Origin of the sequence: Dorea sp. YH-dor226 (assembly GCF_039832105.1) — a bacterium.
Lineage (GTDB): Bacteria > Bacillota > Clostridia > Lachnospirales > Lachnospiraceae > Dorea_A.
The window spans coordinates 106,358-120,427 of record NZ_JBDOHS010000006.1 but is presented as its reverse complement, the minus strand read 5'-3'; the positions used below and the strand labels follow the sequence as shown (position 1 = coordinate 120,427).

General features: G+C 44.3%; 11 protein-coding genes. 10 read left to right on the top strand and 1 reads right to left on the bottom strand.

Annotated elements, in window-relative coordinates; all coding sequences use genetic code 11:
• The first annotated feature begins 4 nt into the window (after positions 1-4).
• From ABE547_RS07170 to glmS, 6 genes are all read left to right on the top strand, one after another.
• Positions 5-1,135: an LCP family protein gene (locus tag ABE547_RS07170; protein ID WP_347378126.1), complete on the top strand. Its 1,131-nt coding sequence runs from the start codon at positions 5-7 to the stop codon at positions 1,133-1,135.
• Positions 1,119-2,444: an O-antigen polymerase gene (locus ABE547_RS07165; RefSeq protein ID WP_347378125.1), complete on the top strand. Its 1,326-nt coding sequence runs from the start codon at positions 1,119-1,121 to the stop codon at positions 2,442-2,444. Before ABE547_RS07170 ends, ABE547_RS07165 begins: the two co-directional genes overlap by 17 nt.
• Complete coding sequence (locus ABE547_RS07160; protein WP_347378124.1) at positions 2,437-3,363, top strand: glycosyltransferase family 2 protein; 927 nt, start codon at positions 2,437-2,439, stop codon at positions 3,361-3,363. The genes ABE547_RS07165 and ABE547_RS07160 overlap by 8 nt, the downstream gene beginning before the upstream one ends.
• A gap of 90 nt (positions 3,364-3,453) precedes the next feature.
• Complete coding sequence (locus ABE547_RS07155) at positions 3,454-4,818, top strand: LCP family protein (RefSeq protein WP_347378123.1); 1,365 nt, start codon at positions 3,454-3,456, stop codon at positions 4,816-4,818.
• Between the two features lie 66 nt (positions 4,819-4,884).
• Positions 4,885-6,414, top strand: coding sequence for a cohesin domain-containing protein (locus ABE547_RS07150; RefSeq protein ID WP_347378122.1), 1,530 nt, complete (start codon positions 4,885-4,887; stop codon positions 6,412-6,414).
• A gap of 140 nt (positions 6,415-6,554) precedes the next feature.
• On the top strand, positions 6,555-8,381 hold the full coding sequence (gene glmS, locus ABE547_RS07145; RefSeq protein WP_347378121.1) for a glutamine--fructose-6-phosphate transaminase (isomerizing): 1,827 nt from the start codon (positions 6,555-6,557) through the stop codon (positions 8,379-8,381).
• Between the two features lie 45 nt (positions 8,382-8,426).
• Here glmS and ABE547_RS07140 read toward each other — a convergent pair whose 3' ends face one another.
• Positions 8,427-9,278 (bottom strand): polysaccharide deacetylase family protein, encoded by an 852-nt coding sequence (locus ABE547_RS07140; protein ID WP_347378120.1) that lies wholly within the window; start codon positions 9,276-9,278, stop codon positions 8,427-8,429.
• A 158-nt stretch (positions 9,279-9,436) separates the two neighbouring features.
• Here ABE547_RS07140 and ABE547_RS07135 point away from each other — a divergent pair, with 158 nt between their 5' ends.
• The 4 genes from ABE547_RS07135 to ABE547_RS07120 are packed head-to-tail and all read left to right on the top strand — an operon-like array spanning position 9,437 to position 13,857.
• A complete protein-coding gene (locus ABE547_RS07135; RefSeq protein ID WP_347378119.1) occupies positions 9,437-10,027 on the top strand; it encodes a YdcF family protein in 591 nt (196 codons plus the stop codon).
• Between the two features lie 17 nt (positions 10,028-10,044).
• Positions 10,045-11,037, top strand: coding sequence for a leucine-rich repeat protein (locus ABE547_RS07130; protein ID WP_347378118.1), 993 nt, complete (start codon positions 10,045-10,047; stop codon positions 11,035-11,037).
• Positions 10,988-12,358: a VWA-like domain-containing protein gene (locus ABE547_RS07125; RefSeq protein WP_347378117.1), complete on the top strand. Its 1,371-nt coding sequence runs from the start codon at positions 10,988-10,990 to the stop codon at positions 12,356-12,358. Before ABE547_RS07130 ends, ABE547_RS07125 begins: the two co-directional genes overlap by 50 nt.
• Entirely contained in the window at positions 12,349-13,857 is a 1,509-nt protein-coding gene (locus ABE547_RS07120; RefSeq protein WP_347378116.1) for an AAA family ATPase, read from the top strand. The genes ABE547_RS07125 and ABE547_RS07120 overlap by 10 nt, the downstream gene beginning before the upstream one ends.
• The last annotated feature ends 213 nt before the right edge of the window (positions 13,858-14,070 follow it).

Sequence of the window (14,070 nt, the reverse complement as noted above, 5' to 3'; positions counted from 1 at the left end):
AAATATGAGCAGAAAGAAACGTATGAGCAAAAGACAGGCACGGGAAGAACGCCGGAAAAAAATCCGCAGAAGACGCCGGAAAAGAGCAGCGATATTAATTGCTGAGGTCCTGATTCTGGCAGTTCTCTGTGTCATTGCATACGGACTTTTTAAACTTGACAAAATGGATATCAATATATTGAATGAAGATAAGCTGGAAGCATATCGGGATACCGGACCTTATACGAATATTGCACTGTTTGGACTCGATTCCAGAAACGGAGAGCTTGACGGAGGAGTCCAGAGTGACTGTATCATGATTGCAAGTATCAATAATGAGACAAATGATGTGAAGATTGTTTCTGTATATCGGGATACCCTTTTGCAGCAGTCAGACGGGACTTATGAAAAAGCGAATTCTGCATACAATGAAGGTGGTCCGGAAGCGGCGATCAGCCTTCTAAACCGGAATTTTGATCTGGATATCAAAAATTATATCAGCGTTAATTTCAGTGCGCTGGTAGATGTGATCGATGCGCTGGGCGGAATTGAGATGGATATGACGGCGGAAGAAGCTTATTACAGTAACGGATATGCATTTGAGACTGCACAGGTTGTGGGAAAAGAGATGATCAAGATTCCGGAAGAGGCGGGAACACAGCTTCTGGATGGCGTTCATGCAGTGGGATATGCGAGAATACGTTACACGGAGGGCATGGATTTTAAACGTACGGAGCGTCAGCGGGTGGTGCTTCAGAAAGTTGCAGAGAAGGCCAAGAAGGCAGATATTCTGACTCTGAACCAGATAGTAAATGAAGTCTTTCCGCAGATATCGACGAATCTGACGATCAAGGATATGCTGGGTTTTGCTGCCAATATTCTGGATTATAATATTGTAGATACGACAGGCTTCCCGTATGCGGTAACGACGGATGATAATGTGCGCAATCATGAAGGAGCTTATGTAGTGCCGATCAGTCTGAACAATAATGTGACACAGTTGCATCAGAACCTGTTTGGTGAGACTGATTATGAGCCATCTGAGAAAGTCCGGCAGATTCATAATGATATTGTCTATCTGACAGGAATAGAAGAAGGTTCGGAAGCTATAAAGACAACATTTGAAGGAGATGTGCATAATGAGGGAACGCAATAACATTATTATGGAATACGGAACGTATATGCTGACTTTTTTTGCAAGCTATATTGCATCCCTTGCAGGTCTGCATTATCTGTCGGGCCTGGTCCTGATGGCAGAAGCTCTGTTCCTCTATGTCCACTGGGTAAAGGAAAGCGGGAGTCTGGTAGAGCTTCGGGCATTGTTTACTCTGGCATGGGTAGGCGGACAGGGAATTGCATGCCTGCAGCTGAGCAAACTTCAGGCAGACTGGAATTATGTGACCTGGTTGTGTTTCTTTCTGATCTTTGGCGGTTTTGGCATAGGATACGAGTGGGGGCAGAAGTATGAAAAAGTCGAAGAAAAAGAGCTGGAAAAAGATGAGGAGCAGGCACGTCGTCTGCTGCACTGCATCATTGGCCTGATGGCAGCTTCCATTCTGTGTTTTGCGTTCGAGGCAGTGAAAGTAGGTTTTATTCCACTGTTTTCAGATGAACCACACGCCTATTCTTATTTTCATGTTTCAGGTGTTCATTATTTTACGGTAAGCTGTATTCTGATCCCTGCAATTACAGTGCTTTACATAAAGGTCAGTACAAAGATACCAGCTGGGAATAAGATGTTACTTCTGGCTGCCAATGTGACGGCTGTTATGATTCCGTTTCTCTGTGTGTCGAGATTTCAGCTGTTGTTTGCTGTTGGATTTGCCGTGGTAACTTATATCATGGTGAATAAAAAGATCAGGATTCGTACCATGGTGATACTGATCGTTGCCTTGGTTCCGGTCTATGTTATTCTGACAGTATTCCGGCATCATGATGTTTCGTATCTGAACAGCATATTCGAGATGAAGTGGGAAAAAATGCCGATCTTTATCACACAGCCTTATATGTATGTGGCGAATAATTTTGAAAATTTCAACTGTATGGTAGAACAGATGACAGAGCATACGTGGGGCATTAAAATGTTGTTTCCGTTTTTTGCGCTGACAGGACTCAAGTTTGTGATCCCTCAGGTGAATATTACACAGATTTACCTTACGAAACCGGAACTGACAACACTTACCATGTTTTATGATGCATATTATGATTTTGGCATTTTCGGAGTATTCTTTTTTGCGATGCTGATAGGCATTGTTGCAAAAATACTGATGAATGTGGTGAAAAACAGCAAAAATCCGACGGCGTATCTGTTTTATGGGCAGATTGCCATCTATCTTGGACTTGCTTTTTTTACGACGTGGTTCAGCAATCCGACAACGTGGTTCTGGCTGGCTCTGACAGGAATGATGCACTGGTATGTAGGACATGTTAACAGAAGAAAAGGAATGAATAAAGAGGATGAATAATCAGAAGAAAGTAGATGTGATCATCCCGACCTATCGGCCGGACGGGAGACTGACAGAGATATTGAAGAGGCTTGGAAGACAGAGCTATCCGATTCATCGTATATATGTAATTAATACGAAGTCTGACCGGTTCCCGGATGAGATTGAGCAGATTCCGGGGGTGATTGTCACCCATATTCTGCCGGAAGAATTCGATCACGGGGCAACACGCGATCAAGGTGCCCGCATGTCAGATGCAGATATTGTGGTATTTATGACGCAGGATGCAGTTCCGGCGGACGGAAAACTGATCGAAGAACTGACCAGGCCGCTTCGGGAAATGGAGATGATCGGAGTATCCTACGCAAGACAGTTGCCGGCAAAGGACTGTGATTATATTGAGCGATATACAAGAACGTTTAATTACCCGGAGGAAAGCAGAATCAAAGGGCAGGAAGATATTCCGGAGATGGGGATCAAAGCTTTCTTCTGTTCTGATGTGTGTGCAGCATACAGTAGGAAAAAATATCTGGAAATGGGAGGATTTACTAAAAAAACCATTTTTAATGAGGATATGATCATGGCTGCTCAGATGGTCATGCATGGATACTATATTGCATATACGGCAGAAGCCCGGGTGATTCATTCTCATAATTATTCAGGGCTGCAGCAGTTTCACAGGAATTTTGATCTGGCAGTTTCACAGGCGGATCATCCGGAGATCTTTGCACAGATCCGTTCGGAGAGCGAGGGCATACGGCTTGTAAAGCAGACGGTGAAACATTTGGTGAAAACTCGAAAAATACATCTGATTCCTGTTCTTGTCTATAAAAGTGGGTGTAAATATCTGGGATATAAACTGGGACAGAATTATCGAAAATTGCCCCTGTGGCTGGTAAAATATTGTTCTATGAGCAAAACATACTGGGAAAACCGGTGAAAGACGGGGATTTTTGATTGAAGTTTCAGGAAAAATAGGGTAATATAGTCTAAGATATTATCAACAAGAGACAAGAAAGGACATAGAGTAATGGCAGGTAGGAAGAGACATTACAGACGTGGCCGCAGAACAAAGAAAAGAGGTTTTGCAGCTTGGTCGCTGGGAAAGAAGATTGGTGCGATTCTGGGAGGCACTTTCGTAACAGTTGCAGCAGTAGGTGCAGTGATTGTTGCCAGCAAGCTGTCGAAGATAGATACTGTAAAGCTTGATACGGAAGAATTAAACGTATCAGAGGAAGCAAAAGAACGCGGAACAGGATATCTGAACGTGGCGCTTTTTGGTGTGGATTCTCGTGATAATCAGCTGGAAGAGGACACGCGAAGCGATACGATTATGATTGCGAGTCTGAATAAAGAGACGATGGAAGTCAGGGTGGTGTCTGTTTATCGTGATACACTGCTGGAACAGAAAGACAGTACGTTAAATAAAGCAAATGCGGCTTATGCATTCGGAGGACCGGAAGCGGCGGTTGCAATGTTGAATAAGAATTTGGATCTGGATATTGAGCATTATGTAACGGTGAACTTCAACTCACTGATTGATATTATCGATGCAGTAGGCGGAGTTGAGATAGATGTACAGGAGGAAGAGATCTCGTATATCTGTGGTTATGCTACAGAGATTATGAAAGTGACAGGAAAGCGTTCACCCGGTGTAACAGAAGCGGGACCTCAGGTATTGAATGGAATTCAGGCAACTGCATATGCAAGAATCCGTTATACGGCGGGGGATGATTTCCGACGTGCAGAAAGACAGCGGGAAGTACTTGCAAAGGTGGTGCAGAAGCTGCAGAATATTACACCGTCGCAGCTGAATAAGATTATCGATAAAGTATTTCCGGAAGTATCTACAAACTTTACTTTGACAGAGATTCTGGAATACGCGACGGATGCATTTGATTATAAGCTTGGAGAGATGACGGGATTCCCGTTTGACAAGACAACGGATACGTTGAGTAATGTGGGAAGTGTAGTTATTCCGGTTACGCTGGAAAGTAATGTAGAGCAGCTCCATGAGTTCTTATATGGAACGGAAGAAAATTACAGTGTTTCCTCGAACGTGTCTAATATCAGCAGTAAGATTGTGGCAAAAGCCGGAGATCGTGAAGCAGATGCGGATGAGTCCAGTCAGGGTATCATGGAACAGCCGGATGAGTCTTATCCGGATTATGGAACCGGTGGTTCAAACGGATATGGAGGTAATTCATCCGGAACGGGAACCGGCGGCGGAACAGGAACCGGAGGAGATACCGGCGGCGGAACGGGAACCGGAGGAGACACCGGCGGCGGAACAGGAACCGGAGGAGATGCCGGCGGCGGAACGGGAACCGGAGGAGATACCGGTGGCGGAACAGGAACCGGAGGAGATACCGGCGGTGATGTTGGCACAGAATAGGAAACGGGATAAATCTGTGTCGGGTAGTATGTGAATCGGAGTATGAAGAAAAACGAGGTAAGATACATGAGAAAAATAAAAAGGATAATGGCCGTACTGGTTATGGTATGTATGCTGTGTCCGGGATTGTCAATGGTTGCGAATGCGGCGTCAGCTGAGATACATTTTTCAGATCCGTCAACAACGGTCGGTGCCGAGGTTGAAGTAAAGGCGCAGATGACTTCGGCGTCTACAGTGAATAACGTAGAAATCACGTTGACTTATGACAGCAGTATGCTGAGATTCATCAGCGGAGAGAACGCTTCCGGAGGAAAAGGAACGATTACACTGACAGGATCAGGGGAAAGCACCACTCTGGATTTTTCGATAAAGTTTCAGGCACTTCAGGAAGGAGATACAAAGATTGAAGTATCCGGCGCAGAGGGAATTGATTCGGCAGGAACTGCGCTTGAGATCACATCCGGAAGTTCTGCAGTTACGATCGGACCGGGGGATCCTTCTCTGATCACTGAGGAAGAGGATACAGCATCTGTTACAGATGGAATCCAGGTAGAAGTAGATGGAGCTCAGTATGTGATCACCAACGATTTCTCAGATGCCTTGATTCCGGAAGGCTTTGTAAAAAGCGAGATGAAATTTGAAGGCGAGACCTGCATGGTGATCACACAGGAAGCAAGTGGAACATCTGCGATGTATCTGACACCGGCAGACGGAGGAGATGCAGACTTTTTCCTTTACAGTGAAGACAAAGGAAACTTTACACCGATGGAAGAGGTGGAGATTGCAAACGGACGCTACATCATTCCGCTCAGAGATGATGGAAGTGTAAATCTTCCGGAACGTTTTCAGAAAACAACACTTACGTTAAACGGAAAAGAATTTGACACATGGCAGGACACGGAAAACGCAGAGTATTACGTGATCTATGCATTGAATACAGATGGACAGAAAGTGCTGTACCAGTATGATACGCTGGATAAGACATATCAGAGATATGTGCAGACAGAGTCTGTCGATGACACAGCTGCGAATAAGAAGGCAGCAAAGGGAATCTGGGGAAAGATATTAAGTCTGATTGAGGATTTCCTGGATATTGCAGTGATTCTGATTGCTGCGCTGATTCTGTTCCTTCTGATCATTCTGACTGTTGTTGCAGTGAAGCTTCGTCACAGGAATCTGGAGCTGGACGATCTGTATGATGAATATGGAATCGATCTGGATGATGAAGAGGAAGAAGATGAGGATGACTTTGAAGATCCGGTACCGGCAAAGAAGAAATCTTCTAAAAAGGGAGAGAAAAAAGGAAAGAAACAATCCCAGTCTGCAAAGCAGGAAGGACCTGCTGTCAGAAAGCCGGTAAAGCAGGTTCGAATCGAAGACGAAGATGATTTTGAAGCTTTTGAACCACTGGATGAAGAGGCTTTTGATAATTTCGAGGGATATTACGAAGAATCTGATTTTGACGATATCGGATTTGACGGAAGTGATGATTTTATTGATGATACTTCTGATCTGTTAAGTTCTCATCCGGAGAAAAGAAAGAGTCATTCTGAGATGGATGATACCTTCCAGATGGATATTATCGATCTGGACTAAAAAAGATTCAAAGAGGAATGTAGAAAAAGGTACATTCCTCTTTTTCTTTACATTTAAGGTATTGTTTGATACAATACAGGATGATAATGTAAAAAAAATGGTAAATCGTACAACATTTTAAAGGTAAGGAGCAAATAATTATGTGTGGAATTGTAGGATACATTGGAAATCAGCAGGCGGCACCAATTCTTCTGGATGGATTGTCCAGGTTAGAGTACAGAGGATATGACTCCGCAGGAATTGCTGTATACAATGGCGAACAGATAGATATGGTGAAGTCAAAAGGCAGACTGAAAGTATTAAGTGAAATGACGCATGATGGGGAGACACTTCCGGGAACGTTGGGAATCGGACATACCAGATGGGCAACACATGGCTCTCCTTCAGATGTGAATGCACATCCGCATTTTAATAAGGACAAAAGTATTGTTGTTGTACATAATGGAATTATTGAAAATTATCTGAAGCTTAAGAAGAAGCTGGTTGCACATGGATATGAGTTTGTGTCAGACACAGATACAGAAGTCATTGTTCATCTCCTGGATTATTATTACAACGGCAATCCGCTTCAGGCAGTCACCAAGATTATGCATCGTATGGAAGGTTCTTATGCACTTGGTATTATATTCCAGGATCATCCGGATGAGCTGTATGCGGTAAGAAAAGACAGCCCTCTCATAGTAGGACGCACTAATGGAGGAAGTATTCTTGCTTCAGATGTTCCTGCGGTTTTGAAGTATACAAGAGATGTCGTATTCATTGACAATGGTGAAATTGTCCGCATGACTGAGAATTCCATGGAATTTTTCAATGTAGACGAAGAGCCGATTGAAAAAGAGATGTCCAGAATTGAATGGGATGTCAACGCCGCTGAAAAAGGCGGATATGAACATTTTATGCTGAAAGAGATGTATGAGCAGCCGAAATCAATTACAGATACGTTCTCTCCGAGAGTGAAAGAGGGAAAGATTGTGATTGATGAACTGGGAATGACGGATGAGGAGATTCAGAAGATCCAGAAGATCATGGTAGTTGCCTGTGGATCGGCTTCTCATGTAGGATACACCAGCAAGTATGTGTTTGAAGAGATGGCAAGAATTCCGGTAGAAGTGGATATCGCGTCAGAATTCCGTTATCGGGAGCCAATCCTGGATGAAAATACACTGGTGATCGTGATCAGTCAGTCCGGTGAGACGGCAGATACGCTTGCAGCGCTCCGTGAGTCTAAAAAAAGAGGAGCAAGAGTGCTTGGCGTGGTGAATGTAGTGGGAAGTTCTATCGCAAGAGAGGCTGATAATGTGATGTATACATGGGCAGGACCGGAGATTGCAGTGGCAACAACCAAGGCTTATTCTGCTCAGCTTGTTGCAATGTATCTTCTGGCCATGAAGTTTGCACATGTCAGAGGTCAGATCAATGACGCGGAGCTTGCGGATATGCTGGAGGATCTGAAAGCACTTCCGGCCCAGGTTGAGATGCTTCTGAATAATAAAGGCAATATACAGAAGTTTGCGACCCGTTACCTGGCTGCAAAAGATGTATTCTTTATTGGACGCGGGCTTGATCATGCAATTTCGATGGAAGGATCTCTGAAGCTGAAAGAGATATCCTATATTCATTCAGAGGCTTATGCTGCCGGAGAATTGAAACATGGAACCATCTCTCTGATCGAAGAAGGAACATTGGTTGCTGCAGTATTGACACAGAAAAATCTGTATAAGAAGATGATCAGTAATATGGAAGAAGTGCGTACGAGGGGTGCATTCGTTATGGCAGTAACAACGGAAGGTAATACAGATGTTGAGCGTGCCGCAGATTATGCAATCTATATTCCGGAGACCAATAAGTATTTTACAAATTCACTGGCAATCATTCCACTGCAGCTGTTTGCATATTACATTGCTGTGGGACGCGGATGTGATGTAGATAAGCCGAGAAATCTTGCAAAATCAGTTACAGTTGAATAGAAAAAAATAAAAAGGGATTGTTGCAACAATCCTTTTTTATATGATTTATGACGCATACAGATTGGAAAGCGGAAGAAACGTATAGCCCATATCTTCCCATTTCCCAAGCAGTTCATCCAGGATCTCTGCGTTGGTGCGGGAAGTATTATGAAGTAATACGATGGCACCGGGATGAATCCGGCCCAGAAGCTTTTCGAAGGCTTCCTCTTTTGTCGGCTGTGCATCGTCATACCAGTCTACATATGCAAGACTCCAGAAAAATGTCCGGTATCCGAGTTTGTCGGCCATTTCCAGATTGTCCTCACTGTATTTTCCCTGGGGAGGTCTGTAATACTTTGGCATGGACTCTCCGGTCACTTTTTGATAAAGTTCTTCTACAGAAGTTAATTCTTTCTGAAACTCCTCCTCTGAGGAGATCTGTGTCATATCGGGATGATGATAGGTATGGTTGCCTACGGTATGTCCTTCTTTGACCATTCTTCTGATCAGATCCGGTTCAGATTCCAGAAAATTGCCGACCACAAAGAAAGTAGCAGGAGCATTATGTTTTTTGAGAGCATCCAGGATTGCTTCTGTGTTTCCGTTTTCATATCCACAGTCAAAGGTCAGGTAGATCACCTTATTGTTCGTGTCTTCTGCATAGTATGCATGGTGTTTTTCAAGATCCTCCATGGTTGCGTTGGCAACGGGCGTCTGCCCCTCTTCCTGAAAACTAAGCCCCCAGTTTTCAGTTTCTGCCAGGATGGATGTAGATGTATTAGAAGCAGTCGATGCGGCAGAATCTGATTCAGAAGAAGATAAGGGAAAGAGGCATGCGGCAAATCTTCCGCCCAGAAAACAGAAGATGTAAAGAAAGAGGAGGAGTATGCATTTGGTGAAGTTCTTTTTTGAAAGCATAGATCACCGGGGAAAAGGATTTTTATTATTATATGAAACCGGAGGACAGAATAGTACCGAAGACCTGAGGAGCAGTTTCACCCGGCACTTCTTGAAATCTCCGGCAAGGCATAGTAGAATGAAAAAAGATTATTTCTGGAACGGGAAGGGATAATGAGATGAAGAAAAAAACGAATGTGCCTGGATGGATCGCAGCAGAATGTATGCTTGTAAACATATTTCTGTTCTGTATGATGTTTCGGGCTCCTAAAAAACGATGGGAGCAGGAGTATTATGATTGTGCTGTTGTATGTGGATATTGTGCGGAGGAAGACGGGGAACCGTCTGATATGATGAAAAGCCGTGTGGATAAGGCTATTGAACTGTGGAAAGAAAAAAAAGTCAGATATCTGATCATGTCGGGAGGTGCCGTGCACAACCAGTATGTGGAAGCAGAAGTGATGAAGAAGTATGCAGTCGGGCAAGGAGTATCGGAGACTTGTGTTTTTGAGGAAAAACAGGCTGTCAGTACTTATCATAATCTTCAATATGCTGCGCGGATGATGAAAAACTGTGGATGGAAAGACTGTGTAGTCGTAACGAATGGGTGGCATCTTCGAAAAGCAGATCATTATGCAAGAAGGGCGGGACTTTCGTATGTGATGGCAGCGGCAGACAATCCGCCGGGACTGGGACATATGCGAAGCCTGTGGCTGAATCTTCAGACGAACTGTCATATGTACCTGAATATGTGGAAAGGATATTATTAAGGAAGGACAGACAGAACATGCGGGAAGACAGGATATGGAACAAACAGGAAGAACTGATCTGTCCGGAGATTCATTATCGGACAATCGGAAATGGGATTATGATTACCGGGTGCTATGGAACGGATGGACAGGTCATTCTGCCGGATGAGATCGAAGGAAAACCGGTCACAGCGCTGGCTCCTTATACATTTGCCATGGATCATGAGGATGAAGGAGATAAGATCTGGCTGGGGAAAAGTGCGGATTATGCACGGGAACGGCACCGTATCTGTGGGGAGGAACTGACAGAAGTATGGCTCCCGCTTCAGATTACGGAGATTGGAAGATATGCGTTTTATCGATGCAGGCATCTTACAGGGTTAACGCTTGCCGACAGCCTTCTGGATATGGGAGGAGGGGCGCTTACAGGCTGCCATATATCGAATGTGGAGATTCACTTTCTGCACGGGAAAAAAAGCTGCCTGAAATCGATTGTAGATGAGATGCGGTATCAGATCCGGGCAATTCTTCTATATTATGAAGAAGGAGAAGAGGCAAGAATCCTGTTTCCGGAACATTATGAAGAAGCGGTGGAAAATACACCGGCGAGAATTCTGGTCACACATCATCACGGTGCCGGCGGATATTATCGCCAGTGCTTTTATAATCGGGAACTGGATTATAAAAAATACGATGAGATGTTATTTCATACGATAGCGGAAGAGGAGATCCGGACAACAGCAGAGCTGGTCCTGAATCGCCTGATGTATCCATATGATCTTGGGGAAAAGGAGAAAAAGGCTTATCAGCTGTGGCTGAAAGAGCATACAGAAGAGGCTGGAAGGTATCTGGTCACAAAAGAAGCATTTGCGGGGCTAGCGTTTCTTGGAAAAGAAGGATACTGGACCGAGAATGCAATGGATAGTGCGATCGAAGCAGCATCCGGTGAGAAGAAAACAGAGATCCTCAGTTATCTTATGGATGAGAAACATAAACGGTATCCGAAGGAGAAAAAGAGATTTGAATTATAACAGGACAACAGAAGAAAAACTGGAAGAAGTAAGCCGAAAGATACTGGCAGTATCCAGAAATGAACTCTATATGAAGATGCGCTTTCTGGATGTGGCACTGAGCAGTCTTGTATTTGTAATGGATATCGGGGCAGACGGGCTTGGGACGGACGGGCTGTATCTGTATTATCATCCACAGTATCTGGGTGGACTGTACCGTGAGGACAGAACAGAAGTGAACAGACGCTATCTGCATCTTGTTCTGCATGGAATCTTCCGGCATATGATCCGGAGAAACGGACGAATGGAACGTTTGTATGACCTCTCCTGTGATATTGTGACAGAATCCATCATTGACAGCATGCAGCACAGGTGTCTGCTGAAAAGCCGTTCTCCGCTGCGCAGAGAAACATATCGAAAGCTTGGAAAAGAGAGAAAGATACTGACTGCGGAAAAAGTATATGGTTCTCTCATAGAATGGAAGATGAATGAACAGGAACTGAGAAAGCTGGAACAGGAATTCCGGATGGATGATCACAGCTACTGGCCAAAAGATGATGAACAGAATAAGCAGAGTCAGATTGAGAATCAATGGCAGAGTATCAGTGAGCAGATGGAAACGGATATGGAGACATTTTCACAGGAGGCCTCGTCTGCTTCCGGTGATCTTGCTTCTCAGGTCAGGGTAGAGAACAGGGAGAGATACGATTATCGGCAGTTTCTGAGAAAATTTGCAGTTTTAAAGGAAGAGATGGCGGTGGATCCGGATGCATTTGATTATGTGTTTTACAGTTATGGATTGTCTCTGTATGGAAATATGCCTCTGATCGAGCCGCAGGAATGGAAAGAAGTTCAGAAGGTGGAAGAATTTGTGATTGTGATCGATACTTCTATGTCCTGTTCCGGGGAACTGGTGAAGAAGTTCCTGGAGGAAACGTATGGTGTGTTGAGTGAAAATGACAGCTTTTTTCATAAGGTGAATATTCATGTCATTCAGTGTGATGATCAGGTTCAGACTGATCAGAAAATCACCTGTAAAGAAGAACTGGAGAAGTACATGGAACATCTGGAACTTCGGGGAGAAGGCGGGACAGACTTTCGACCGGCATTTGCATACGTAGATCAACTGATCGAAGCACATGCATTTGAGCGGCTGAAAGGACTGATCTACTTTACAGACGGTCGGGGCGTCTATCCGGCGAAAATGCCGCCGTATGAGACTGCATTTGTATTTATGGAAGAAGATTATGAAGATGTGGATGTGCCGTCCTGGGCGATGAAGATCATACTGGAGGCAGAAGAGACAGAGCAGGATGTGAAGGGAGAAGAGTCATGGATATAAAGAGAGCGAAACGGGAGATCCAGGATTCCATAGAAGCATATTTGAAAAAGGATGCGTACGGGGATTATATGATTCCGGCCATACGGCAGCGTCCGATTCTTCTGATGGGCCCTCCGGGAATCGGGAAGACGCAGATTATGGAGCAGGTTGCCAGAGAGTGCGGAATCGGTCTGGTATCTTATACGATCACACATCATACGAGGCAGAGTGCGATCGGATTACCGTTTATTCAGGAAAAGAGCTATGGTGGAAAAACCTGTTCTGTGACAGAATATACAATGAGTGAGATCATTGCTTCTGTGTATGAAAAGATGGAGAAGACAGGAGTCAGGGAGGGAATCCTGTTTCTGGATGAGATCAACTGTGTATCGGAGACACTTGCTCCGACGATGCTTCAGTTTCTGCAGTGTAAGATGTTTGGGAATCAGAAGGTTCCGGAAGGATGGATCATCGTTGCTGCAGGCAATCCTCCGGAATATAACAAGTCTGTCCGGGAGTTTGATGTGGTGACCCTCGATCGAATCCGGAAGATCGATGTGGAGGAAAATTACGGTGTGTGGAGAGAGTATGCTTATCAGGCAGAGATTCATCCGGCAATTCTGGCCTATCTGGAACTTCGAAAAGATCATTTTTACCGTATGGAAACAACGGTAGACGGAAAAGTATTTGCGACTGCAAGAGGATGGGAAGACCTGTCACAGCTGTTAAAAACATACGAAGTCCTTGGGAAAAAGGCGGATCGTGAAGTGGTACATCAATATATCCAGCACTGGAAGATTGCGAAGGATTTTGCAAATTATCTGGAATTATATGAAAAATATAAAAAAGACTACGGACTGGAAAAAATTGTGGAAGGCTGCTACAGCAAGGATACGTTGGAACAGCTTCGATATGCATCATTTGACGAGAGACTCAGTGTTGTGAATATGCTCATCGGAAGGCTGGGATCTTTTTTCAAAGCAGCATATCTGGAGGATCAGTATGTGACAATGCTGTATGAGTATCTGAGAAAGTACAGGGAAAGCCTTGAGCTTATGCCGGTTGTCAGCGATGCCAGAGATACTTATGCGAAGCTTCGGAAAGCGGAGCAGATGACAAAGCTGGAAGATCAGATCCGCAGACGGGTAACGGACACACTGGAAGAGTATGACCAGCTGACGAGGAAAGAACATCTGACAGGAGAAGATGCATTTGCACGGGTAAAAGAAGAATTCCAAAGAAAAGTGCAGGAACGGGAATCTGCCGTGGATGCGGCCATGCAGGCTCTGGAGCATGCATTTGACTTTATGGAGGATGCATTTGGCGACAGTCAGGAGATGGTATCCTTTGTGACAGAGCTTAATACCAGCTGTTACAGCATTTGGTTTTTGAAAGAAAATGACTGTGCAAAGTATTATCAATATAACAAAAGACTTCTGTTTGAAGAGCAGCATCAGGAGATCCTGTCGGAACTGGATGAGGTGGAGACGGATCTGAATACTGCGATCAAGCATTCTTAACGGGATCTGTTTTTTGAAGAATAGAAAATACGCTGCGTAAAGGGACAGAATGTCAATGTTTTATTTAGAAAAATGATTGACAACCTTCCGATTCATTCGTATAATTAACATCAACGGTAAGGGAGTAGTTGGCGCGCACGCGTAGTTTTGTCAACATACTGATGCATGATGCATCTGGCATTACTTTAAATGATGAGACTTATCCGTGTCTGA